Origin of the sequence: Streptomyces sp. TLI_146 (assembly GCF_002846415.1) — a bacterium.
In the GTDB taxonomy this organism is placed as follows: domain Bacteria; phylum Actinomycetota; class Actinomycetes; order Streptomycetales; family Streptomycetaceae; genus Streptomyces.
In genome coordinates this window covers 5,540,848-5,565,085 of sequence record NZ_PJMX01000001.1, presented here as the reverse complement: position 1 = coordinate 5,565,085, position 24,238 = coordinate 5,540,848, and the positions used below count along the sequence as shown (strand labels likewise).

Below are 24,238 nucleotides of genomic sequence, written 5' to 3'. Positions count from 1 at the left end.
GTCCTTACTGGGCGGGGGAGTTGTGGAGCGTGGGATTCAGCGAAGGGGTGTGGTGGAGCTCGGGTCCGAGGAGCCAGGCGGCGATCTCGCGGATCGCGCCCTCACCGCCGGGGGTGGCGGTGACCGCGCGCGCGGCGGCGCGCACGGAGTCATGGGCGTCGGCGACCGCGACCGGCCAGCCGACGAGGGAGAAGCAGGGCAGGTCGTTGACGTCGTTGCCCGCGTAGAGCACCCGCGCCGGGTCGACCGCCTGCTCCTCGCACCACTGCTTGAGGGCGAGGTCCTTGCGGTCGACGCCGTGCAGTACGGGGATCTGGAGCTTGCGGGCGCGGGCGGCGACCACCGGGTTCTGCTCGGTGGAGAGGATCAGCAGCTTCAGTCCCGCGCGGCGCAGGGCCGCGACGCCGAGCCCGTCGCCCCGGTGCACGGCGACGAGTTCGCGGCCCTCGGAGTCGATGAGCACCCGGTCGTCGGTCTGGGTGCCGTCGAAGTCGAGGACGACCGCGTCGACGTCGGCGTGGCCGGGGGTGCGGGCCGGGTCGAGCAGCGGTGCGAGCGCCCGGGCGCGGGCCAGGTCGTGCGGGTCGTCGATCTCCAGGACCCGCGCGGGGTCCGTCCGTACGAGCGCGGTGTGCCCGAAGAAGCGGTGCCGGTGGGTGCGGAAGCCCTCGGCGTCCATGGCGTAGGCGGCGCCGGTCTCCAGGAAGTCCTGGGGGCGGTCCTGGCGGCGCGGGCGGAACGCCTTGTCGTGGCCCATGCCCTCGCCGCCGTCCTGGGCGGACTCGCGCCAGACGAAGCCGTGGAAGGGGGCGACGGTGACGGCGGTGTCGGCGCCGTCCACGACGACGGCCGCGGCGACCGAGTCCACGTCCTCGTGGGTCAGGAAGGGGCTGGTGCACTGCACCAGCAGGACGACGTCGGTGTCCGCGTGCCCTTCGAGGGCGTGCAGCACGGCCGCCTCGCTGGTCGCGGTGTCCCCCGCGATCGCGGCGGGCCGCACCACGACGTGCGCCCCGGCCGCGGCGGCCGCGGCCGCGATCGCCGGGTCGTCCGTGGAGACGGCGACGTCGGTGACATGGCGCGCGGCGAGGCAGGCCCGCACCGCCCGGACGACCAGCGGGACGCCGCCGACGGCGGCGAGGTTCTTGCCCGGGACCCCCTTGGAGCCGCCCCGGGCCGGGATGACGGCCAGGACCTTGGGCCGGGCGTTCGTGGACGGCCGGTCGTTCATCAGAGTTCTCCCATCCGGCGGATGACCGGGGCCACGCGCTGCACGCCGTGGCGGTAGGCCCCGCGGGCCGCGTCCCGTACGGCGTCGCGCACCAGACGGCGTACGCCGGTGGCCTCCGCCTCGGGTGCGGCGCCCGGCAGCGGGGTGCCGTCGGGGGCGAGGTGGTGGCGGGCGAGGATGCCGGGCAGATAGCCGGGCGCGGTGGCGGGCGTGTAGTAGGGGCGCACGGGCGGCAGTCCGGGGCGGGCCAGGAGCTCCGCGATACGGGCGCGGGCCGCGTCGAAGGCGGTGGCGTAGGCGTCGCCGGGGGCGACCCCCTGGGCGGCGAGCCAGCCGGCGTCGGGGGCCGGGCGGTGGCCCTCGTCCAGCTGGTCCCAGGAGGCGAGGCAGCCCGACCCGACGAAGTGGTGGTTGCCGAGGGTCTCGCGCACGCCCAGGTCGGTCAGGACGGCGGTGGGCACCGAGCGGTGCAGGGATTCCAGGGCGGCCGTCGAGGAGACCGTGACCAGCAGGTCGGTGCGGTCCAGGACCTCGCCCATGTTCCCGTACACCAGACGGAAGTTGGGCGGCAGCTCCAGGGAGCGGGCCAGCTTCTGGTACGGCTGCTCCTCGATGTGCGTCGTGTGCTCGCCGGGCTTGGAGCGCAGCTTGAGCAGCACCTCGCGCTCGGGGTGGCGGCGGGCGTGGGCGATCAGGCGCCGCAGCAGGTAGAGCCGGTCGGCACGGCTCTCGGGCACAGAGGGCTGGGCGGCGAAGACGACGGTGTCGCGGCCCGGCTCGGGCGTGTAGGGCGCGCCGCCGAGGAAGGGCAGGGCGGCCTCGGTCACCGCCGAGGCGTCGGCGCCCACGCCCTCGTACACCGCGCGGAACCGCTCGGCGTCGTGCCGGGAGTTGGCGAGGACCACGTCGGCGCCGTGGCGCAGCAGCAGGCCGTCGGCGAGCTTCTCGTAGACGACGCCGACATAGCCGGTGACCAGGACGGGCCTGCGGGTGCCGGCCGGCCACAGCCGGGCGAGGCCGTGCAGGGCCGCCTGCGCCGCGCCGCCGACCAGCGCGAGGACCACCACGTCGTACGGCTCGCGCTCGACCGCCGTCAGGAACGCGGCCATCGTCACCTCGCGCAGGGCGTCGGCGTCGACGCCGACCTCGGCGAGCTGGCGCGGGGTGGGGGTGGCCCGGCCGCGCAGCAGGAAGCCGCTGAGCTCGGGCGGGCGCTCGGCGATCCGGCGGGCGGTGAGGGCACCCCATTTCCACCGGGTGTCGGAATCGGCGAGAACGGCGATCCGCGGCGGAGTGTCGTTGGGGTTCGTACGTGATGGCACGTCGAAGAAGCTAGGAATCCATTCCGTTTGGCGGCCCAACTGGACCGCAACAGATGGTTAACAGCGCGTCTACGAATGAAGAAAGAGCCCGCAAAGCGAACCGGTTAACAACCCGGTCGCCCAGTGTTCACCCAACATCCCTCGCACGGACAGGGCGAATGACGCGGGGCCACTTAGCGTCACCCGGGTGGTCAAGCTCTCCGTGGTCGTGCCGTTCTACAACGTGCGGACCTATGCCCCCGACACCCTGAGAAGTCTGCGCGACAACGCGCGTGAGGACTTCGAGTTCCTTCTGGTCGACGACTGCTCCTCGGACGGTACGGCCGCACTCCTCGCCCGCGCCGAGCGCGAGCTGCCGGGGGCGGTGGTGCTCAGACACGAGAAGAACGGCGGTCTCGCCACCGCGCGCAACACCGGCATCGACGCGGCGCGCGGCGAGTACGTCACCTTCCTCGACGGGGACGACTGGCTGGCGCCCGGCTACTACTCCCGACTGGTCGCCGAGATCGAGGAGTTGGGCTGCGACTTCCTGCGCACCGACCACGTGCAGTGCACCGGCACCCAGCGCTCGGTGCAGCGGGTGCCGCACGGGCGGCGGGGCGAGGCGATGGACCCGCGCGCGGCGATCCTGCCGACCACCCGCTCGACCTCGGTGGACTACGCGTTCGCCTGGGCCGGGATCTACCACCGGCGCCTGGTGGAGCGGGGGCTGCTGCACTTCACGGACGGGCTGCGCACGGCCGAGGACCGGCCGTGGATCTGGCGGCTGCACCGGCAGGCGGAATCCTTCGCGGTGGTGGGTCTGCTCGGCGTGCACTACCGGCGCGGAGTGGCGACTTCGCTGACGCAGATCGGTGACGTACGCCAGCTCGATTTCATCCGGGCATTCGACCAGGTAATCGAGGAAACAGCTCAAGATCCAAATTCCGCGGAACTGCTGCCGAAGGCGGTACGGACGTACTGCGCCATCATTTCCCACCACCTGGGAAACAGTGAAAGGTTCGAACCGGCCGTGGCACGGAAACTGCGGACAATGAGTGCGGGAGCGCTGAAAAGGATGCCGCAGGACATTCTCAAGGAGGCGCTCGACTCGATGGACTCGGGCCGCGCGTCCCGGCTGCGACGGCTGCGCGGACGCACGGCCTCCCTCGGCTCGGCGGGGGCCGCGGCCTGATGCGTACGACTCAGATCTTCCTGGCGACGACGTTGTACGGAGTGGCGACGCTGGCCGCCGCGATCGACAGCGACTGCTTCGGCCCGGCCGACCGTCGGCTGCTCCTGGTCAGCAACAACGCCCCGGTCCCGGAGACTTCGCCCGCGCTCGACGAGATGCCGGGCTTCGCGCCGCTGCGCGAGCGCTTCGACGGCGTGCTGTCGTGGAACGAGACCATCGCGCCGATGCACCCGGGCGGCTGGGCGCCGCGCGCGGACGACGTCCCGCTGTGGGAGCGCCAGCTGCGGCGCGCCTGGGACCTCGGGGACGACCGGATCGAGCTGGCCGTCGAGTCCATCCAGGTCAACCCGGCGGGCGCGGTCGCCCAGCTCTTCCCGGACGCGCCGCTGCACGTGTACGCGGACGGGCTGATGAGCTACGGCCCGACCCGCAACAAGCTGGATCCGCTGGTGGGTTCGCGGGTGCGGCGCGTCCTGCACCTGGACCTGGTGCCGGGCCTTGAGCCGCTGCTGCTCGGCGAGTTCGGGGTGGGCGCGGAGGTGATCCCGACGGCGGCCTTCACCAAGGTGGTGGGCGAACTGGCCGCCCAGGACGCCGAGTTGGACGTGCCCGAGGGCGCGGCCCTGCTGCTCGGCCAGTACCTGGCCGCGCTCTCGATCCTCACCGAGGCGGAGGAGGAGCGGCTGCACCTCGCGATGGTGCGGGGCGCGGCGGCGCGCGGCCACCGCCGGATCGTCTTCAAGCCGCACCCCTCGGCGCCGCCCGCCTGGTCGGAGTCGCTGCGCACGGAGGCGGAGGGCCTGGGCGTCGAACTCACGGTCCTGGAGAGCCCGTTGCTGGCCGAGGTGCTCTACGAGCGCATCGCCCCGGCGCTGGTGGTCGGCTGCTTCTCCACCGCGCTGCTGACCGCGTCGACGTTCTACGGCATCCCGGTCGCCCGCACCGGCACGGACCTCCTCCTGGACCGCCTCACCCCGTACCAGAACAGCAACCGGGTGCCGGTGACGCTGGTGGACGCGCTGCTGCCGCCGCTGGAGGGCGAGCCGCCCGAGCCGCCGCACGACCTGGCGGCCCTGGTGGCGGCGGTCGGCTACGCGATGCAGTCCGAGATCCGCCCCGATCTGCGCCCCGCGGCCGAGCGCTACCTCTCCCGCCATCTGACCCCGCACACCTGGCGCTACTTCAAACGCCGCCGCCTGACGTCCCTGGCCCTCCCGGGCGCGATCCCGGGCCAGCTCGCCTTCATCCCGCGCAACGCGACGGTACGGAAGCTGGCCCGCCGGGCCAGGGCCGTGGCGCGGCGGGCCCGGGCCGCGTAGATCACCCGGCGGCGCCCCCGGTCCTCGCCAGGTACTCCGCGAGCCCCTCGGCCGTCTCCCCCGCCCAGCCCACGTAACCGTCGGGGCGGATCAGGAACAGGCCGCGGCCGTAGGGGGCGTACGGGCTCAGTTCGTGGACGTGGACCTGGGCGCCCAGGTCCCTGGGGGGCTCGGCGCCGAAGGCCAGCAGGGTGAAGTGCGGGCCCCGGAAGAGGTCGAAGAGGCGGCCCTGCGGCAGGACGCCGTCGGGGGCGCGGTCACCGGGCTCCAGGGTGCCGCCCGCGCCGCCCGAGGCGAGCGGGCCGCCCCGGTAGCCGATGCCGAGCTGCTTGACCTCGCTGCCGCGCTGGGGCTGCTGCCCGAACCGCGCCTCGCGGTGCAGCCGGGTGCTGATGCCGAGGACGCCGGCGGCGACGGGCTGCCGCTCCTGCTCGTACGTGTCGAGCAGCTCGGCCGGGGCGCCGTGCCGCAGCACCTGGCCGAGCTTCCAGCCGAGGTTGTAGACGTCCTGGACGCTGGTGTTGAGGCCCTGGGCACCGGCCGGCGAGTGCACATGGGCGGCGTCCCCGACCAGGAACACCCGACCCTGCCGGAACCGCTCGGCCAGGGCGGCCCACGGCCGGAACTCCGAGGCCCAGACGACCTCGGCGATCTGGTCGGCGGCGACCGGGGTACGGGCGGCGGCCAGCTTCCGTACGCCCTCCGGGGTGGCGTCCGGCACCGCGTCCACGTCCTCGTACTGCGCGTACAGCTGGAACAGCCGGGGCACGCCGGGCAGCGGGCAGAGCGAGGCGCCGCCGCCGCTCGCGCCCGGCCACATGTGCCAGTGGTCCTCGTCGACGGTCCGCACCGCGTCCGGGGTGAGGACGACATCGGCCACCAGCATGGGCTTGGGGTCGACGCGCTCGCCGCGCATGGAGATGCCGAGCAGCCGCCGCACGGTGGACTTGCCGCCGTCGGCCGCGACCAGATAGCGGGCGCGGACCTCGCGGCCGTCCGCGAACCGGGCCGTGACCGCGTCCGCGTCCTGGTCGAGCCCGGTCAGCTCGGCCTCGAAGACGACCTCGCCGCCGAGGCCGCGCAGATGGTCGTGGAGCAGCGCCTGGAGGTGCGACTGGCCGATCATCAGGGCGTTGGGGAACGGGGCCTGTTCGGTCGGCTCCGCGCACTCCATGATGTCCCACTCGCGGCCGCGCACGGTGCCGTGCGGGCCCTCCCAGGTGAGCATCCGCGGGTACTCGCACCCGGCCGCCCGGACCCGGTCCAGGATCCCGAAGTCGTACAGCACCTCCAGGGTGCGCGGCTGGACGGCCTTGCCGCGCGAGCCGGGGAAGAGCGCGTCGGACCTCTCGACGAGCAGGGTGTCCACGCCCCGCCGGGCGAGGTCGACGGCGAGGGCCAGCCCGGCGGGGCCGGCGCCCACGACGAGGACGTCGACGGCCGTTCCGGGCGCTTGCTTAACGTTGTTAAGTGCCATGCCGGAAGCATCCGCTTAACAGTGTTAAATTGTCAAGGTGGCTACGACGAGAATCGACCGCGCACAGGTCACCGACACCGCGCTGCGGCTCCTGAACGAGGTGGGCCTGGACGGGCTCACCCTCCGGGCGATCGCCAAGGAGCTGAAGGTCCAGGCGCCCGCGCTCTACTGGCACTTCAAGAACAAGCAGGCGCTGCTCGACGAGATGGCGACGGTGATGTACCGCCGCATGGCGGCGGACGGCGTCCCCGGCATGACCCCCGACGCGCCCTGGCAGGACCAACTGGCCGCCTTCAACCGGGCGTTGCGGTCCATGCTGCTGAGCTACCGCGACGGGGCGAAGGTGTACGGGGGCGCGCGCTTCACCGGCACCGACCACGCCCGGTCGCTGGAGGCGCTGCTGACCGCGATGGGCGCGGCGGGCATCGGCCCGGGCGACGCGGTGCTGGCCGGGACGACCGCGTACGCCTACACGATGGGCTTCGTGGCCGAGGAACAGGGAATGGGCCCCGAGCCCATGGACATCGACGCCCGCGCGGTCCGGCTGGGCGACTTCCCGCTGGCCGCGGCGGCGGGGCCGTTGCTGTTCGGGGGGTACGAGGGGCGGTACGAGGCGGGGTTGCGGGTGGTGATCGCGGGGATCGAGGTGGTGTACGGGGGTAGCGTCTGACCCCCATCCCGGCTGCGCCCGCCGTTGGGCCCGGTCTTTGTCTGCGGCCCGGTGGGTGGCTGGTCGCGCAGTTCCCCGCGCCCCTTAGGTAGTCGGCCGCAGCCGGAGAACCCAGCTCAGCCACAGGCCTTCAGGGGCGCGGGGAACTGCGCGACCAGCCATCTACGGTCCGCACACGAACGAGGGTTTTCAGGGGCGCGGGGAACGGCGCGAGCAACCCGCCACCGGGCCGCAGACAAAGACCGGGCCTGAAACTGCGCGACCAGCCCCCACCGGCCCGCGGACGACGAACCGCCCAGGGGCGCGAGCAGCACGCACCCCGTGACCTCAGAACGCCTCCTGCGGGACATAGCTCCCCCACACCTCGCGGAGCGCCCCGCACACCTCCCCCACCGTCGCGCGAGCGGCCAGCGCGGCCTTCATCGGGTACAGGACGTTCTCCTGGGACGACGCCGCCGCGGCCCGCAGCGCGGCCAGCGCCGAGGCGACCGCCGCACCGTCGCGCTCGGCCCGCAGCCGGGCGAGCCGCGCCGCCTGCCGGGCCTCGATCGCCGGATCCACCCGCAGCGGCTCGTACGCCTCCTCCGCCTCCAGCCGGAACCGGTTGACCCCCACCACCACCCGCTCCCCGCTGTCCGTCTCCTGAGCGATCCGGTACGCCGACCGCTCGATCTCGGCCTTCTGGAAGCCGTGCTCGATCGCGGCCACCGCTCCGCCCAGGTCCTCGACCCGCCGCATCAGCGCGAGCACCTCCGCCTCCACCGCATCCGTCATGGACTCGACGACGTACGACCCCGCGAACGGGTCGACCGTGGCCGTCACGTCCGTCTCGTACGCGAGGACCTGCTGCGTACGCAGGGCCAGGCGCGCGCTCTTGTCCGTGGGCAGCGCGATCGCCTCGTCGAAGGAGTTCGTGTGCAGCGACTGCGTGCCGCCGAACACCGCCGCCAGGCCCTGCACGGCGACCCGGACCAGGTTCACCTCGGGCTGCTGGGCGGTCAGCTGCACCCCGGCCGTCTGGGTGTGGAAGCGCAGCATCCACGACTTGGGGTCCTTCGCGCCGAACTCCTCCCGCATCACCCGCGCCCAGATCCGCCGCGCCGCCCGGAACTTGGCGACCTCCTCAAGCAGCGTCGTACGGGAGACGAAGAAGAACGACAGGCGCGGTGCGAAGTCGTCCACGTCCATCCCGGCCGCGACCGCCGTGCGGACGTACTCGATGCCGTCGGCCAGCGTGAACGCGATCTCCTGCGCGGGCGAGGCGCCCGCCTCGGCCATGTGGTAGCCGGAGATCGAGATCGTGTTCCACTTCGGCATCTCGGCCCGGCAGTACCGGAAGACGTCCGCGACCAGCCGCAGCGACGGCTTGGGCGGGAAGATGTAGGTGCCCCGGGCGATGTACTCCTTGAGCACGTCGTTCTGGACCGTCCCCGTCAGCTCGCCCGCCGGGACGCCCTGTTCCTCGGCGACCAGCTGGTACATCAGGAGCAGCAGCGCCGCGGGCGCGTTGATCGTCATCGACGTCGAGACCTCGCCCAGCGGGATCCCGTCGAACAGGACCCGCATGTCCTCGACGGAGTCGACGGCCACCCCGACCTTGCCGACCTCGCCGTGCGCCAGCGGCGCGTCGCTGTCGTGGCCCATCTGGGTGGGCAGGTCGAAGGCGACCGACAGACCCGTGGTGCCGTTGGCGATCAGCTGCTGGTAGCGGGCGTTGGACTCGGCCGCCGTGCCGAACCCGGCGTACTGGCGCATCGTCCAGGGGCGTGTCGTGTACATCGTCGGGTAGACGCCCCTGGTGAACGGGTACGCGCCCGGCTCACCCAGCTGCCGGGCCGGGTCCCACCCGGCCAGGGCGTCCGGCCCGTACACCGGGTCGAGGGGCAGACCGCTCTCGGTGCGCCGGGCACCGTCCGACTCGCGCGCCATGTTTTCCGCCTCGCTTCCTCGACGGCTTTTGCAACCGTTCGGGCCGGGAAACAGTCTCTGGGGTCAACCAGAGGGAATCATCAGGGGGGCGACGATGCGCCGGATCCATCTCACCACTGTCATAGCCAGGACGCTCGCCGCGGCGACCGTGCTGACCGTCACGGCCGCGTGCGGGGCCCAGTCGGACAAGGCGTCGGGGGCCGCCGACCAGAAGCCGGCGGCGGCAGCGCCGTCCACGGCGCCGTCGACGGGCACCGCGAACGACAACCAGGCCGACGGCAGCACCGCCGACGGCGCCACCGAGGCCGACCCCGCGTCCGCCCCGTCCGCCGCCGCCAAGCCCGCCCCCAAGATCCTCATGGCGACCGGCGCCAAGGGCGCGCGGGTCCAGGAGCTCCAGGCCCGCCTCGCCCAGGTCGGCTGGTTCGACGACACGCCGACGGGTACGTACGGCAGCGTCACCGTCGCCGCCGTCAAGGGCTTCCAGAGCAAGCGCGGGCTGCCCACCACCGGCTCCGCCGACACCGCCACCTGGCAGCGGCTGGCGGACATGACGAGCAAGCCGACCCGCGACGAGCTCGCCGGGAAGGCCGTCAACAAGCCGAAGACCAAGCTGGACAAGCGCTGTATGACCGGCCGCGTGCTGTGCATCAGCAAGACCACCCGCACGCTGAACTGGGTGGTGAACGGCAAGGTCCTGTCGTCGATGGACGTGCGGTTCGGCTCGCAGTACACGCCGACCCGCGAAGGCACCTTCAAGGTCTTCCTGAAGAGCAAGAACCACGTCTCGTCGATCTACCACACGCCCATGCCGTACGCGATGTTCTTCAGCGGTGGCCAGGCCGTGCACTACTCGTCGGACTTCGCCAAGCGCGGCTACGCGGGCGCCTCGCACGGCTGTGTGAACGTGCGCGACAAGGCCAAGCTCGCCAAGCTCTTCGACCAGGTGAAGGTCAACGACAAGGTCGTCATCTACTGGTGATCCGGACACCGGGCCCGTAGCGGCCCGGCCGGAGAAGAGAGGGCGCGGGCGGGATCGGGGGAACGTCTCCCGCCCGCGCCATTCGCGCCGAGCCCTGGGTACGGGGGGAGCCCGGGCTCACTGCGCCGCCGATGACCAGTCGGCTCACTTCCTACTGCGTCGGCGGGCCGAAAAGTGTCACACCAGTCGGTCGAGCCGGTGTGCGAGCCGCTGGTCGGCGCCTGTCACGGCCGCGCCGAGCAGCGCGAGCGGGCGCGGCGCCGGGAGCGCGCGGGAGGCCGGCGGGACGACCGGCACGGCGGGCGGCCGGGTCGCGCCGCTCTGGTCGGCGTCGCCGGTGCCCGGGACGCCCGGCAGACCGGGGAGCGCAGGTGAGCCGCTCGCGGGCGGCGTCGACCAGCTGACGCTGGGCAGCTTCAGGACCGAGCCGTCACGGCCGCCCGTGCCGCCGGGGCGTCCATGGCCGTCCCCCTTGTCGTCGCCGGAGCCGCCCCGGCCGCCCGAGTCGCCCTTGCCACCGGAGCCGCCCTTGCCGCCCCGGTCGGCCTCCGCGATCACGGCGTCGCAGAACTGCTTCACGCGCTCGGCGCCCAGAGCGGCGATTTCCAGCCGTTGTCGACGGTTCTGGTCGAGGCGTCCCGAACGGAAGTCGCGGCAGTACTCGACCTTCTTGGAAGCCCAGTCGTTCTTCGGCCCCTCGGTCGGGGCCGCCGGGCTGGGCGTCGCCTTCGGGGTCCCGCCGGATCCCGGCGTGGTGGCGCCCCCGGCGGTGGCCTCGCCCGACGGAGTGCGGCCCGGCGTGGGCGACTTCGGGGTGGCGGGGGCGCCGGTGCGCGCGGACGGCGACTGCGAGGCGATCGGCTCCGGGGTCGCGGCGGCCGACACGGACGACTCGGGGCCGGGGCCCGCGGTGCCGAGCCCCGGCAGCACTCCGGTCCCGGCGGCCATGGCGACGCCGCCCAGGGCGCACCCGGCGAGCGCCGCGGCCAGGCCGAAACGGACCGGCCGCAGCCGTCGGGGCGCGCGGATGCCACGGGGCGCGCGTCCGACCCGTACGACGGTGTCGGCGCGGGCACCGGAAGGGGCACCCGCCTCGGCGCGGGCGCTGCGGAAGGCGGCCAGCGCCGCCGCCTCGCCCGGCAGTTCGCGGGCGGCCGGGGCCGCGGCGTCGATGGTCTGCCGTACGTCGGGACCGGCCAGCGCGCGCAGCACGGCGGAGAGCCGCTCGGCCTGCTCGCGGGCGCGGTCGTCGGCGGGAACGACGTTCTCGCCGCGCAGCAGCCGCTCCGCGACGTCCTCGTCCAGCCATTCGTGGCGCTCGTCGGCCATCACATGTCCTTCTGCGTCGGCGCGCCCGATTGCGTCACACCGCACGACCGGTTCCGTTGCGGCGGCACACCGCCGAGATCCGCCGGGGCGCTCTCCGTACCCAGCAGTTCGGCCAGCCGCTTGAGGCCGCGGTGCGCGGCCGTGCGCACCGCGCCGGGCCGCTTGCCCAGGGTCTCGGCCGCGCTCTTGGCGTCGAGCCCGACCACCACCCGCAGCACCACGGCCTCGGCCTGGTCCTGCGGGAGCTGCGCGATGAGCGCCATCGTACGTCCGGTGGCGAGGGACTCCATCGCCTCGCCCGCGGTGTCCGAGTCGGCGGGGCGGCCGGTCAGCTCGGTCTCGTCGCCGCCCACGGCGGGACGGCGGCCGCGCATCCGGATGTGGTCCAGGGCCCGGTTGCGGGCGATGGTGGCGGCCCAGCCGCGGAACCGGTCCGCGTCGCCTTTGAAGCGCTCGATGTCCCGTGCTATCTGCAGCCACGCCTCGGACGTCACGTCCTCCGCGTCGGCCTCGCCCACGAGCGTGCGGGTGTAGCCCAGCAGCCGTGGGTGCACCGCGCGGTACACAGCACGGAACGCGCTCTCGTCGCCGCCCTGTGCCGCGAGTATCGCGGCGGTCAGCTCCGCGTCTTCCCCCTGCACTCCCTGCACCCTGCCCTGGTGTCGCAGCCGGTCATCGCTGCCGCGCCGACCGGCGCGAAGGAGCACGCTACGGCCTGGGCGGCCGTTAAGTCCATTACTTGTACAACCCGCAACAATTCACTGACACAGCGCGGTGTGACAGAAAACGCAGCCATGGCGCTGAGAGGAGTACGGGGTCGCCACACGGCCCCGACGGAAGACGGCCGGGGCCTCTCCTGTGGGGGGTGGCGGCCCCGGCCGTCCTTCCGCGCCGGCTCCCCCGCGCTCCTGGGAGCGCGCCCCGCCCTCACGGCCGGTCCGTCTGCTGCCCGAGCCCCTGCGCGAGCCGCCGCAGCCCCCGGTGCGCCGAGGTGCGTACGGACCCGGGCCGCTTGCCGAGGATCCGCCCGGCCGCCACGCCGTCGAGCCCGGCCACCACCCGCAGCAGCACCGCCTCGGCCTGTTCGCGCGGCAGGGTGGCGATCAGCTGGAGCGCCCAGCGGGTCGACAGGAACTCCAGGGCCGCCTCGGCGGTGTCCTGGCCGCCCGGCAGTTCGAGCGCCTCCTGGTCAAGGCCGACCGTGCGCGGTCTTCGCTTCTGCCGGCGCAGATGGTCCAGGGCCCGGTGGCGCGCGATGGTCGCGGCCCAGCCCCGGAAGCCCGCCCCGTCGCCACGGAAGCGGGCCAGGTCACGGGCTATCTCCAGCCACGCGTCGGACGCCACGTCCTCGGCCTCGGCGGCGACCAGCGCCCGCATCTGGGCGAGCAGCCCCGGGTGGACCAGCCGGTAGACCACCGCGAAGGCCCGCTCGTCCCCCTGCTGTGCCCGTGCGACGGCCGCGCCGAGCTCCGCGTCGTCGGCCCGTATCCGGCCATGCCGCCGGCCCCCGTCCCCCATGGTCTGTTCTGCGCACGGGCGGCCGGAATTGTCACAGCCGGGCCCGGACGGGGCTCACCCCAGCTTGTCGGCGAGCTCCTTGAACTCCTCCCAGTCCACGGCCGGAGTGCGCGGGTCCCACAGCTTCTGGGCGGTGGCGCGCAGCGGCATCCGGATGCCCCGGGCCACCTGGTCCTGGGTCTGGGCGTCGGCGTGGTCGCACCAGACGGCGAACCGGGCGCCGAGCACCTGGTCGGAGTAGCGGGCCGGGACGGGCTTGGTGCCGCGCAGCACCAGCGGCGTCCACTCCTGGTAGATGCGCCGCCCGGTGGGGTACTTGAAGGCGTTGGGCTCGCCCAGGACGTAGTACAGGTACTCGTCGTTGAGGTTGACCGTCCTGCGGCCCTCGGCGAGGTACTCCTCCGGCGGGCGGGCGCCGAGCTCCTTGCCGGTCCAGTACTCGACCTCGCGGGCCGGGTCGGGGGCGACGGAGGTGCCCTTGAAGTAGCCGTCGTTCCAGGCCTTGAACTTCTTGCCGTACGGGCGCAGCGCCGCCGCCCGGTCGTTCAGCCAGCCGGTCGCCAGGTCCGCTATATCGCCCTTGGGGCCGTACTTGGCGCGCGCGGCGGCGGCCAGGCCCGGGTAGGTGGCCTCGGGGTTCTTGGCCATCAGGGCGAGGTACTCGTCGCCGCCCAGGTGCCAGTAGGCGCCGGGGAACAGGTCCGCGTACTCGCGCAGCAGGTCGTCGACGATCCGCGCCGCGTCCGGGTTCGCTATGTCGACGGCGCCCGGGACGGCGCGGCCCGTGGTGCCGCGCAGCCCGAGCGCGGGGTGGGCCTTGATCACCGCGCCCAGGTGGCCCGGCGAGTCGATCTCGGGGACCACCTCGATGTGCAGCCGCCGGGCGAGCGCCACGATCCGCTCGACCTCGCGCTTGCTGAGGTGGTCGCGCGAGACGACCTCGGGGTGCGAGGCGGACTCGATCCGGAAGCCCTGGTCGTCGGAGAAGTGCAGGCCGAGCTGGTTCATCTTCAGGTCGGCCATCTCGCGCAGCCGCGCCTCGATCCAGCCCGCCGTGAACGGCTTGCGGGCGATGTCCAGGTTGAGGCCGCGCTGCGGGCGGTCGGGCCAGTCCTCGACGACGCCCTCGGGCATCACCCCGCCGTCGCGCAGCGCCTGCTTGAGGGTGCGGGTGCCGTAGAAGACCCCGGCCTCGTCGGGGCCGGTGATCCGCACGGTCCGCTCGCGGGCGGTCAGCGTGTACGACTCGGGGGTGGCCTTGGCCTTCGGGTCCAGGGCGAGCTCGATGTCCCCGGGCCGGGGCGCCGCGCCCTGCGCGTACTCCTTGTCGAGCTCCTGCGCGAGCAGCTGGGCCTCGTCCGCGAGCGCCTCGCTGCCGGTGGGGACGACGACACGGGTGGCCGCGACGGGCCGGAAGCCGGGTCCGCGGGCGGGCTCGTGCTGCCGTACGGAGGGGATCGTGCGGGGCGGCGAGGAGAGCGGGTAGATCTGGGCGGGCGAGGAGGAGGCGCCGGGCTTCGGATCGAGGCGGCCGCCGTGGCCGCCGTGGGTGTCGTCCTCGGGCCAGACCAGCACGGTGAGCGCGAGGGCGGCCACGGCCGCGACGGCGACGCGTGCCACCAGGGCGCCCCGGCCGATCCGGGCCGTCCGGTCACCCCGGGCGCCGTCGGCGCCGCCGGCACTCCTGGACTGCGACATCACTCTGAATCCTCCCATACGGGAACAACCACGGCGAAGGCGAGGCGAGGAACCCGGGAGGCGTCCACCATGCGCACCTCACCCCTCACGTCCGGGTGAAATTCGCGCAACCGTCGGGCACCCTCCACCGGGCCTCGATAGCGTGGCGGCACTCCCACCTCTTCTTCACCTCCCGCCTCTCTGCTGTCTCTCCGCCGGCGCGCGCACGAAGCCGTCGCCGGCCGTCGTTCGTCGTTCGTTCGAGGAGCCCACGCTGTCCAGCGAATCCCACGCCGGCCCCCGGAAGCGACCGCCGCCACTTCATCACACTCCCCGCCCCGCAGGCCGCCCGGCGGTATCGAGTCAGACCCACACCAACCCGGTCATCCCGGGCCCGTACGAGCCGGTCGAGGACGGGCTCGCGCGGTTCAACCACGCCCCCGAGGCGGCCGCCGAAGCCGTCCTGCTCGCCTGCTGCGCCAGCCGCCGCTGGGCCCTGCGGGTGGCCGCCCACCGCCCCTACCCGGATCTGGACGCCCTGCTCGCCGCGGCCGACGAGGCCGGGTACGACCTCACCCACGACGACGTCACCGAGGCGCTGGCCGGCGAGCGCTCGCCGGGTCTGGACCCCACGGCCCCGTCGGCGGCCCACACCGCGCTGCGGGCCGCGCACGCCGCGTACGAGAGCCGGTTCGGGCACGCCTTCGTGATCTGTCTGGAGGGGCGGCGACCCACCGAACACCTGAACGAGATGCTCGGGGGCATCCGGGTGCGGATGACCAACGAGCGGGACGAGGAGCGGGCCATCGCCGCCGAGGAGCTGCGGCGACTCGCCCGTGCCCGACTCACCCATCTCCTGACCAACCACCCGGAACCGGACACAGCGGGCGCACCCCGCTGAACCCGCCCCCACCACCGGCCCCGTGACGGCCCGTCCGGGCCGTTCCGTAGCCCGTCCGTGGCAGATTGATTGCCTGTTTGATCACACCTGAGGACCCCGCGCGAACGAACCGACATCTCGTCGCTACGATGACCGGGGCCGGTGGACCGTACCCGGCCGGGTCAGACCGACAGTCAAGCCGGCCGGCCCTAGTCCCCGCTCCCGGAGGGTTTTTCCGTGCCGGCTGGAACGCTGTACCGCGGCCGGGAAGGCATGTGGTCGTGGGTGGCTCATCGAGTCACCGGTGTCCTCATCTTCTTCTTCCTGTTCGTCCATGTCCTCGACACCGCTCTCGTGCGTGTCTCCCCCGAGGACTACGACAAGGTCGTCGCTACCTACAAGACGCCCATCGTGGCTCTTCTGGAGTACGGCCTCGTCGCCGCCATCCTCTTCCACGCGCTCAACGGTCTCCGCATCATCGCGGTCGACTTCTGGGCCAAGGGCCCCCGCTATCAGAAGCAGATGCTGTGGTCCGTCGTGATCACCTGGCTGATCCTGATGGCCGGAGCGCTGTACCCGGTGCTCGGTCACGCCGCCCGCGAACTGTTCGGGAGCTGAGGACTGACATGTCTGCCGAAACCACTTCCGCGATCGGCGAGGTCGAGGCCACCGGCCTCTACGACGCCGACAACCCCGCGCCGCTCATCGAGGCCCCGCGCAAGCGGACCAAGAAGACGCCGAAGTCGACCCGCACGAACTTCGAGCTGTACGGCTGGCTCTTCATGCGGCTGTCCGGCGTCGTCCTGGTCGTCCTCGTCGTCACCCACCTGTGCATCCAGCTGGTGCTCGACGGCGGCGTCTCCAAGATCGGCTTCGCCTTCGTGGCGGGCCGCTGGGCCAATCCGTTCTGGCAGGTCTGGGACCTGGCCATGCTGTGGCTGGCGATGCTGCACGGCGCCAACGGCCTGCGCACGGTCATCAACGACTACGCGCAGCGGGACAACACCCGCTTCTGGCTGAAGATGCTGCTCTACACCGCCACGGTGTTCACCGTCCTGCTGGGCACGCTGGTGATCTTCACCTTCGACCCGAACATCCGCTAGGCCACGGGCTGAGGGACTGAGGAATTCTCTGATGAAGATCCACAAGTACGACACCGTCATCGTCGGCGCCGGTGGCGCCGGTATGCGCGCCGCCATCGAGGCGACGAAGCGCAGCCGCACCGCGGTGCTGACGAAGCTCTACCCCACCCGCTCCCACACGGGCGCGGCGCAGGGCGGCATGGCCGCCGCGCTCGCCAACGTGGAGGAGGACAACTGGGAGTGGCACACCTTCGACACGGTCAAGGGCGGTGACTACCTGGTCGACCAGGACGCCGCCGAGATCCTGGCGAAGGAGGCCATCGACGCGGTCCTCGACCTGGAGAAGATGGGCCTGCCGTTCAACCGCACCCCGGACGGCACCATCGACCAGCGCCGCTTCGGCGGCCACTCGCGCAACCACGGCGAGGCCCCGGTCCGCCGGTCCTGCTACGCCGCGGACCGCACCGGCCACATGATCCTCCAGACGCTGTACCAGAACTGCGTCAAGGAGGGCGTGGAGTTCTTCAACGAGTTCTACGTGCTCGACCAGCTCATCACCGAGGTCGACGGCGTCAAGACGTCCGCCGGCGTGGTGGCGTACGAGCTCGCGACCGGCGAGATCCACGTCTTCCAGGCGAAGTCCGTGATCTACGCGTCCGGCGGCACCGGCAAGTTCTTCAAGGTGACCTCCAACGCGCACACCCTGACCGGTGACGGCCAGGCCGCCTGCTACCGCCGCGGTCTGCCGCTGGAGGACATGGAGTTCTTCCAGTTCCACCCGACGGGCATCTGGCGCATGGGCATCCTGCTGACGGAGGGCGCCCGCGGTGAGGGCGGTATCCTCCGCAACAAGGACGGCGAGCGCTTCATGGAGAAGTACGCGCCGGTCATGAAGGACCTCGCGTCCCGTGACGTCGTGTCCCGCTCCATCTACACGGAGATCCGTGAGGGCCGCGGCTGCGGTCCCGAGGGCGACCACGTCTACCTCGACCTCACGCACCTCCCGCCGGAGCAGCTGGACGCGAAGCTCCCGGACATCACCGAGTTCGCGCGTACGTACCTGGGCATCGAGCCGTACACGGACCCGATCCCGATCCAGCCCACCGCGCACTACGCCATGGGCGGCATCCCGACCAACGTCGAGGGTGAGGTCCTGGCGGACAACACCACCGTCGTGCCGGGTCTGTACGCGGCCGGCGAGGTCGCCTGCGTGTCGGTGCACGGCGCCAACCGCCTGGGCACCAACTCGCTGCTCGACATCAACGTGTTCGGCAAGCGCTCCGGCATCGCCGCCGCCGAGTACGCCGCCAAGCACGACTACGTCGAGCTCCCGGCGAACCCGGCGGAGCTGGTGGAGACCCAGGTCAAGAACCTGCTGTCGTCCACCGGCACCGAGCGGGTCTCGGTGATCCGCAAGGAGCTGCAGGAGACCATGGACGCCAACGTCATGGTCTTCCGCACCGAGCAGACGATCAAGACGGCCGTGGAGAAGATCGCGGAGCTCCGCGAGCGCTACAAGAACGTCTCGATCCAGGACAAGGGCAAGCGGTTCAACACCGACCTCCTGGAGGCCATCGAGCTGGGCAACCTGCTCGACCTGGCCGAGGTCATGGCCGTCTCGGCCCTGGCGCGCAAGGAGTCCCGCGGCGGTCACTACCGCGAGGACTACCCCAACCGCGACGACGTCAACTTCATGCGCCACACCATGGCGTACCGCGAGGTCGCGGACGGCGGCAAGGACTCGATCCGACTCGACTACAAGCCCGTCGTCCAGACCCGCTACCAGCCGATGGAGCGTAAGTACTGATGGCCACCCCCACTCTGGAAAAGGCGGAGGCGGGCTTCGCCGACTCCCCGTACATCACGGTCACCTTCCGGATCCGCCGGTTCAACCCGGAGATCTCGGACGAGGCCACCTGGCAGGACTTCCAGGTCGAGATCGACCCGAAGGAGCGCGTGCTCGACGGTCTCCACAAGATCAAGTGGGACCTGGACGGCTCGCTGACCTTCCGGCGCTCGTGCGCGCACGGCATCTGCGGTTCGGACGCCATGCGGATCAACGGCAAGAACAGGCTCGCCTGCAAGACGCTGATCAAGGACCTGAACCCGGAGAAGCCGATCACGGTCGAGGCCATCAAGGGCCTGACGGTCCTGAAGGACCTGGTCGTGGACATGGACCCGTTCTTCCAGGCGTACCGCGACGTGATGCCCTTCCTCGTCACGAAGGGCAACGAGCCGACGCGTGAGCGGCTGCAGTCCGCCGAGGACCGCGAGCGCTTCGACGACACCACCAAGTGCATCCTGTGCGCCGCGTGCACCTCGTCGTGCCCGGTGTTCTGGAACGACGGCCAGTACTTCGGCCCGGCGGCGATCGTCAACGCGCACCGCTTCATCTTCGACTCGCGTGACGAGGCGGGGGAGCAGCGGCTGGAGATCCTGAACGACAAGGACGGCGTGTGGCGCTGCCGCACCACGTTCAACTGCACGGACGCGTGCCCGCGTGGCATCGAGGTCACGAAGGCGATCCAGGAAGTGAAGCGCGCGCTGATCACGCGCCGCTTCTAATTCCTTCTGCGTCTGCCCCGCTTCCCTCCCGGGAGGCGGGGCTTTCGCGTTCCGCGCGGTTTCCATTCGTCTGCGGGCCGTCCCCAACTGGTCGCGCAGTTCCCCGCGCCCCTTGAATGCCGCTGCGCGGCAATCCCATGGGCGCCCCGAAGGGGCGCATTTCAGGGGCGCGGGGAACTGCGCGAGCAACCCACCACCGGGCCGCAGACGAAGACCGGGCCCCCCGAACGCGGTCAACGGCCCTCGGCAACACGCATGATCCGCCGCAGCATGTCATTCAGCTGCACCCGCTCAACGAGCGACAACGCCCCCAGCACCCGCGACTCCTCGTCCCCCAGCATGTCCATCGCCCCCCGCCACGTCGCCCGGCCCGACTCGGTCAGCTCGACGTGGACCCGCCGCCGGTCGGTCGTGGAGGGCGTACGGCGCAGGAACCCCCGCCGCTCCAGCGCGTCGAGGCGGCCCGTGACGGACGCGGGCGCCAGGTCCAGGTCCATGGCGAGCTGCGACGGTGTCGCCGTACCCCCGCGCCCCGCCAGCTTGTGCAGCGTGTCGAACTCCGGCCGGTCGAGCGCGAAGTCGACCAAGGACTGCTCCCGTACGCGCTGGAGGTGGACGGAGAGCTTCTTCATCCGCGTCACCGCGCCCTCGACCACCGGGTCGAGCCCCGGCAGCACCGGCAGCCACTGCTCCACGTGCCCGTCGGTCCAGTCCCGCTGCTCCTCGGCTCCGTCTGCGCGCTCCATGTCCTGATCGTACGTACGCGGGCGCCCGCCCCGCCCCTTCGGCCGCGAAATATTTCGTTGACGAATTATTCGGAACCGAAATAGATTGCCGCCATGCCACCACTGCCCCCTCCCCTGCCCCATCCGCTGCGCACGCGCGCGTTCCGGCTGCTGTTCATCGGCCGCTCGCTGTCCCTGCTCGGCGACGCCGTGATCCCGGCCGCGCTCTCCCTCGCCGTCTTCATAGCCACCGGCTCCACCGCCAAGCTCGCGATCGTGCTGGCCTGCTCGATGGTCCCCAAGCTGCTGCTCCTGCCCTTCGGCGGCGTCATGGGCGACCGCGTCAACGCCCGTACGGTCGCGCTCGGCACCGACCTCGTCCGCTGCGCCACCCAGCTCTTCGTGGGCGTCGAACTGCTCGGCGGGGAGCCCCGGCTGTGGCAGATCGCGCTCGCCGAGGCGATCGGCGGCTGCGCCTCCGCCTTCGCGATGCCCGCGCTGGCGCCGCTGATCACCGGCACGGTCGAGGAGGCGAACCGGCGGCGCGCCAACGCCCTGATGGGCGTGGTCAGCAGCGCGACCCGGCTGGGCGGCCCGGCGCTCGCGGGCGTGCTCATCCTGACCGCGGGACCCGGCTGGGCCTTCGTGCTCGACTCCGCCTCCTTCGCGGTCAGCGCGGCCCTGCTGAGCACGATCCGGGTGCGGCACGTGCCGCTGGCCCGGCGCTCGCTCGCCGCCGACCTCAAGGAGGGCTGGGGCGAGATGCGGTCGCGCGACTGGTACTGGACCAGCCTGTTCGCCCACTCCGCGTGGAACGGCGCCGCCGCCGTCCTGATGACGCTGGGACCGGCCATCGCCTTCGAGCGGTTCGACGGCAAGACGTTCTGGCTGGCGTTCATGCAGGCGGGCGCGGTGGGCCTGCTGCTCGGCTCGCTGCTCGCCGGGCGCGCCAGGCCGAGGCGCCCCATCCTGACCGCCAATCTGGGCCTGGCCACCTACGCCCTGCCGCTGACGCTCCTCGCGCTGTCCGCCCCGGCGCCGGTCTGTATCGCCGCGTACGGAGTCGCCCAGCTCGGGCTCGGCTTCCTCTCGCCGGTCTGGGAGACCGCGGTGCAGTCGGCCATCCCGAGCCACGCCCTGGCCCGCGTCACCTCGTACGACTGGCTGCTCTCGCTGGCGGCGATGCCGGTCGGGTACGCGCTCGGGCCGCTGGCCGCCGACGCCTGGGGGCCCGAAGTGCCGCTGCTGGCCGCCGCGCTGGTGGTGGGCGGTGCCTGTCTGGCGACGGCGGCGGTGCCGGGGGTGCGCCGGTTCGGCCGCCCGGTGGAGGACACTCCCGTACTCACCCGGGCGGAAGTCTGAACGCGGTCATGCGTAGGCTCTGGGCGTGCCAGCAGAGAACCAGGTCGCCCAGAGCGAGCAGAGTCCCGCCAAGGGCGAGCAGACCCGCACCCTGATCCTGGAGACCGCCATGCGGCTGTTCCAGGAGCTCGGTTACGACAAGACGACCATGCGGGCCATCGCCAAGGAGGCCGGGGTCTCGGTCGGCAACGCGTACTACTACTTCGCGGGCAAAGAGCATCTGATCCAGGGGTTCTACGACCGGATCGCCGCCGAACACCAGGCGGCCGTCCGGGACGTGCTCGACCGCGAGACCGATCTGGAGGCGCGCCTCGCCGGGGTGCTCAGCGCCTGGCTGGACATCGCGGCCCCGTACCACGAGTTCGCGGCGCAGTTCTTCAAGAACGCGGCGGATCCGGACAGCCCGCTCAGCCCCTTCTCGCCGGAGTCCGAGCACGCCCGCGAGGCGGCCATCGACGTGCACCGCGAGGTGCTGGCCGGGACGAAGACCAAAGTCCCGGCCGAACTCGTCGACGTACTGCCCGAGTTGATGTGGCTCTCCCAGATGGGCCTGGTCCTCTACTGGGTCTTCGACCGCTCCGAGGGCCGCGAGCGCAGCTACCGGCTGGCCGCGCGCGGCGCCAAGCTCACCACGCGCGGTGTGGCGCTGGCCCGCTTCCGGGTGCTGCGGCCGCTCGTCCACGAGGTGCACGAGCTGTTCACGGACTTCCTGCCGGGCATGGCGCAGGCGGCCACGGCCCGCAAGAAGCCCGCGAAGCCGGAGCGTTAGCCCCGGCTTCGAGAACAGGCCCTCAGATCCAGTCCAGCTCCCACAGCCGCCAGACGCCCGTGCCGTCGGACACGTACTGGAGGCCGCCGACGCTGCGGCTGCTGACCACGTAGTCCTTGCCCTGCCACAGCGGGATCAGCGGCACGTCCTCGGCGACCTTGTCCTGGAGCGCCTTGAAGTCGTCGGCGGTACGGCCCCGGTCGCTGTACTGCTGGGTGCGCTGGATGATGCCGTCGACGTCCTTGTCCGAGTACCCGGTGTGCAGGCTGTTCCCGGTGCCGACGAGCGGCTGGCTGAAGTTGTCCGGGTCCGGGAAGTCCGCGACCCAGCCCGCGGTGTACGCGTCGTAGACACCGGCCGCGTAGTTCTTCTGCATCTTGGTCCAGTCGGCCTCGGCGAGCAGGTCGACGTCGAACAGGTTGCCGTTCTCCAACTGCTTCTTGAGCATGTCGGCCTCGGCGCCGTTGGCCCCGAGCTTGCGGTAGGCGAGCGTGAACTTCAGCGGTGTCTGCACGCCCGCCGACCTCAGCAGCGCCTTCGCCTTCGCCACGTCCACCTTGGGGTAGGCGTCGAAGAAGGCCGTGCTGTGGCCGGTGAAGCCCTGCGGGATCAGCGAGAACAGCGGCTCGACCGTGCCGTCGTAGACGCCCGAGGCCAGCGCGGGCCGGTCGATCAGCGCGGCCAGCGCCTGGCGCACCTTGATCTTGGCCAGCGGGTGGCCGGGGCGGACGTTGATGTTCAGGTTGCGGGTCTCGGCGCCGGGTGTCTCGCTGATGCGTATGTCCGGGTCGCCGGGCGACAGCTTGGCGAGCACCTTGGGCGGCATCTGGCGGTGCGCCACCTCGACCTGCCGGGCCGTCCACGCCTGGTTGAGCTGGTCGGACTCGGCGAAGTAGCGGACCTCGACGGGCAGGCCCGTCTTGGAGACCGCGCCCCGGTAGTCGGGGTTCGGCTCCAGGACCGCGCTCTGGCCCTGCTTGTACGACTTGAGCAGGTACGGGCCGGAGCCGACCACGCTGTTGCCCTTGCGCAACGACGTCTCCGGGTACGCGGTGCTGTCGACGATCGACCCGGCGCCGGTCGCGAGCTTCGACGGGAAGGTCGCGTCCTTGGTCTTCAGGTTGAAGGTGACGGTGTCGCCGTCGGCCTGGACCGATCCGAGCGAGGAGAGCAGCGAGGCGGGCCCCACATCGCTCTTGATCTTCATCACCCGGTCGAAGGAGAACTTGACGTCGGCCGCGGTGATCTTGCGGCCGGACGAGAACGTCAGCCCGTCGCGCAGCTCGCACTGATACGTCGTCAGCTTCAGCCCGATGAACTTGCAGCCCCGGGCCGCGTCCGGCACCGGCACCGCCGAGCCCGGCTTGAACGTCAGCAGCGACTGGTAGACGTTGCTGTACAGCGCCCACGATCCGGCGTCATAGGCGCCGGCCGGGTCCAGGGACGTGATCGCGTCCGTCGTCCCGACCGTGATCGGATCCTTCTTCTGTCCATCGGACGGCAGCAGCTGCCATCCCCCCACACCGGCGACCACCACTACCGCGCATATCGCCAGAACCCGCATACGGATCGACCGCATCGCCGTGCTCTCCTCGGAACGCCCACCCCTTCAGGCGGCCCGACCCCCCGGGCACACCTGTGATGGCGATCACCCAATCACACGGGTTTCACATTCGGAAGAGGAAATCTTCACTACACAGCTACTCGTTAGCCGCGCGTGACAAGGGGGGCGCCGCCACTCGTTAGCGGTCCGTGACCCGGCGCCGGCGGCGGTCCGGCACACGACTGCCGTACGGACCGGACCCGCCGGACCACCGGAACCGCTTGGCGGGTCGGAGCCGGCTACTGCTCCACGCGGCGCGACGCCCGCACCCCGCGGAACCCGAGCACGCCAATCGCCGTCCCTAGAACAAACGAGACCACGGCGAGAGTCAGATGCACCCAGAAATAGCCAGTCGGACGGCCATCATCGAACGCCAGGCCGCTGGCGTCCTTCCACAGGTTTTTGACGAAGGTCGCCCATACCGTCCACGACCAGGCGCCGAACGCGAGCAGGAACCACGAGACGCGACGGCTGAGCTTCATGGGGGGCTTCCTTCAGGCGGGGAGGGGCTTCTCCCCCAGTATCGCGGCCGCCTTCGCCCGGCCGACGACCGGGCGGGCGTCGGGGAATCGGCATCTCCGGGGCGAAGCGGGCACAGCCGGGCGGGTGGCGGCTCCCGGCGGG

General features: G+C 71.9%; 22 protein-coding genes. 11 read left to right on the top strand and 11 right to left on the bottom strand.

Annotated elements, in window-relative coordinates:
• Positions 1–4 precede the first annotated feature (4 nt).
• On the bottom strand, positions 5–1,231 hold the full coding sequence (locus tag BX283_RS25005) for an acylneuraminate cytidylyltransferase (RefSeq protein WP_101389729.1): 1,227 nt from the start codon (positions 1,229–1,231) through the stop codon (positions 5–7).
• On the bottom strand, positions 1,231–2,553 hold the full coding sequence (locus tag BX283_RS25000) for a DUF6716 putative glycosyltransferase (protein ID WP_257583782.1): 1,323 nt from the start codon (positions 2,551–2,553) through the stop codon (positions 1,231–1,233). Before BX283_RS25000 ends, BX283_RS25005 begins: the two co-directional genes overlap by 1 nt.
• Positions 2,554–2,740: 187 nt before the next feature.
• Here BX283_RS25000 and BX283_RS24995 point away from each other — a divergent pair, with 187 nt between their 5' ends.
• Positions 2,741–3,727 (top strand): glycosyltransferase family 2 protein, encoded by a 987-nt coding sequence (locus tag BX283_RS24995; RefSeq protein WP_101389728.1) that lies wholly within the window; start codon positions 2,741–2,743, stop codon positions 3,725–3,727.
• Positions 3,727–5,046, top strand: coding sequence for an alpha-2,8-polysialyltransferase family protein (locus tag BX283_RS24990; protein ID WP_101389727.1), 1,320 nt, complete (start codon positions 3,727–3,729; stop codon positions 5,044–5,046). The genes BX283_RS24995 and BX283_RS24990 overlap by 1 nt, the downstream gene beginning before the upstream one ends.
• A gap of 1 nt (position 5,047) precedes the next feature.
• Here the strand turns inward: BX283_RS24990 and BX283_RS24985 are convergent, their stop codons facing one another.
• Entirely contained in the window at positions 5,048–6,523 is a 1,476-nt protein-coding gene (locus BX283_RS24985) for an FAD-dependent oxidoreductase (protein ID WP_101389726.1), read from the bottom strand.
• 37 nt (positions 6,524–6,560) lie between these two features.
• On the opposite strand from BX283_RS24985, the gene BX283_RS24980 reads away from it, so the two are divergent.
• Positions 6,561–7,193, top strand: coding sequence for a TetR/AcrR family transcriptional regulator C-terminal domain-containing protein (locus BX283_RS24980; protein ID WP_101389725.1), 633 nt, complete (start codon positions 6,561–6,563; stop codon positions 7,191–7,193).
• Positions 7,194–7,520: 327 nt separating this feature from the next.
• Here the strand turns inward: BX283_RS24980 and BX283_RS24975 are convergent, their stop codons facing one another.
• Entirely contained in the window at positions 7,521–9,122 is a 1,602-nt protein-coding gene (locus BX283_RS24975; protein WP_101389724.1) for a methylmalonyl-CoA mutase, read from the bottom strand.
• Positions 9,123–9,216: 94 nt separating this feature from the next.
• Between BX283_RS24975 and BX283_RS24970 the strand changes: the two genes are divergently transcribed.
• Positions 9,217–10,104: a L,D-transpeptidase family protein gene (locus tag BX283_RS24970; protein ID WP_101389723.1), complete on the top strand. Its 888-nt coding sequence runs from the start codon at positions 9,217–9,219 to the stop codon at positions 10,102–10,104.
• Between the two features lie 177 nt (positions 10,105–10,281).
• Here BX283_RS24970 and BX283_RS24965 read toward each other — a convergent pair whose 3' ends face one another.
• The 4 genes from BX283_RS24965 to BX283_RS24950 all read right to left on the bottom strand — a co-directional run bounded on the left by BX283_RS24965 (position 10,282) and on the right by BX283_RS24950 (position 14,649).
• On the bottom strand, positions 10,282–11,433 hold the full coding sequence (locus BX283_RS24965) for a hypothetical protein (protein ID WP_180357243.1): 1,152 nt from the start codon (positions 11,431–11,433) through the stop codon (positions 10,282–10,284).
• Positions 11,433–12,074 carry an RNA polymerase sigma factor gene (locus BX283_RS24960; RefSeq protein ID WP_101389722.1) on the bottom strand — a complete coding sequence of 214 codons (642 nt, stop codon included), beginning with the start codon at positions 12,072–12,074 and terminating at the stop codon, positions 11,433–11,435. Before BX283_RS24960 ends, BX283_RS24965 begins: the two co-directional genes overlap by 1 nt.
• Positions 12,075–12,360: 286 nt before the next feature.
• Complete coding sequence (locus tag BX283_RS24955) at positions 12,361–12,951, bottom strand: RNA polymerase sigma factor (protein ID WP_101389721.1); 591 nt, start codon at positions 12,949–12,951, stop codon at positions 12,361–12,363.
• Positions 12,952–13,005: 54 nt separating this feature from the next.
• The gene (locus tag BX283_RS24950) at positions 13,006–14,649 is read right to left on the bottom strand and encodes a family 20 glycosylhydrolase (protein WP_180357242.1); all 1,644 of its coding nucleotides are present in this window, start codon (positions 14,647–14,649) and stop codon (positions 13,006–13,008) included.
• A gap of 142 nt (positions 14,650–14,791) precedes the next feature.
• Between BX283_RS24950 and BX283_RS24945 the strand changes: the two genes are divergently transcribed.
• The 5 genes from BX283_RS24945 (at position 14,792) to BX283_RS24925 (ending at position 19,155) form a co-directional block, all read left to right on the top strand.
• A complete protein-coding gene (locus tag BX283_RS24945; RefSeq protein ID WP_373979288.1) occupies positions 14,792–15,529 on the top strand; it encodes a 2-oxo-4-hydroxy-4-carboxy-5-ureidoimidazoline decarboxylase in 738 nt (245 codons plus the stop codon).
• Between the two features lie 216 nt (positions 15,530–15,745).
• A complete protein-coding gene (sdhC, locus tag BX283_RS24940; RefSeq protein WP_101389720.1) occupies positions 15,746–16,126 on the top strand; it encodes a succinate dehydrogenase, cytochrome b556 subunit in 381 nt (126 codons plus the stop codon).
• An 8-nt stretch (positions 16,127–16,134) separates the two neighbouring features.
• A complete protein-coding gene (locus tag BX283_RS24935; protein WP_101389719.1) occupies positions 16,135–16,611 on the top strand; it encodes a succinate dehydrogenase hydrophobic membrane anchor subunit in 477 nt (158 codons plus the stop codon).
• Between the two features lie 31 nt (positions 16,612–16,642).
• Positions 16,643–18,397: a succinate dehydrogenase flavoprotein subunit gene (gene sdhA, locus BX283_RS24930; protein ID WP_101389718.1), complete on the top strand. Its 1,755-nt coding sequence runs from the start codon at positions 16,643–16,645 to the stop codon at positions 18,395–18,397.
• Positions 18,397–19,155, top strand: coding sequence for a succinate dehydrogenase iron-sulfur subunit (locus BX283_RS24925; protein WP_101389717.1), 759 nt, complete (start codon positions 18,397–18,399; stop codon positions 19,153–19,155). Before sdhA ends, BX283_RS24925 begins: the two co-directional genes overlap by 1 nt.
• Positions 19,156–19,388: 233 nt before the next feature.
• On the opposite strand, the gene BX283_RS24920 is transcribed toward BX283_RS24925, so the two are convergent.
• On the bottom strand, positions 19,389–19,901 hold the full coding sequence (locus BX283_RS24920) for a MarR family winged helix-turn-helix transcriptional regulator (protein ID WP_101389716.1): 513 nt from the start codon (positions 19,899–19,901) through the stop codon (positions 19,389–19,391).
• A 93-nt stretch (positions 19,902–19,994) separates the two neighbouring features.
• On the opposite strand from BX283_RS24920, the gene BX283_RS24915 reads away from it, so the two are divergent.
• On the top strand, positions 19,995–21,242 hold the full coding sequence (locus BX283_RS24915; protein WP_180357241.1) for an MFS transporter: 1,248 nt from the start codon (positions 19,995–19,997) through the stop codon (positions 21,240–21,242).
• 25 nt (positions 21,243–21,267) lie between these two features.
• On the top strand, positions 21,268–22,011 hold the full coding sequence (locus BX283_RS24910) for a TetR/AcrR family transcriptional regulator (RefSeq protein ID WP_101389715.1): 744 nt from the start codon (positions 21,268–21,270) through the stop codon (positions 22,009–22,011).
• Positions 22,012–22,033: 22 nt separating this feature from the next.
• Here BX283_RS24910 and BX283_RS24905 read toward each other — a convergent pair whose 3' ends face one another.
• A complete protein-coding gene (locus tag BX283_RS24905; protein ID WP_101389714.1) occupies positions 22,034–23,590 on the bottom strand; it encodes an ABC transporter substrate-binding protein in 1,557 nt (518 codons plus the stop codon).
• Positions 23,591–23,853: 263 nt separating this feature from the next.
• Positions 23,854–24,096: an SCO4848 family membrane protein gene (locus BX283_RS41685; protein WP_257583775.1), complete on the bottom strand. Its 243-nt coding sequence runs from the start codon at positions 24,094–24,096 to the stop codon at positions 23,854–23,856.
• Positions 24,097–24,238 lie beyond the last annotated feature (142 nt).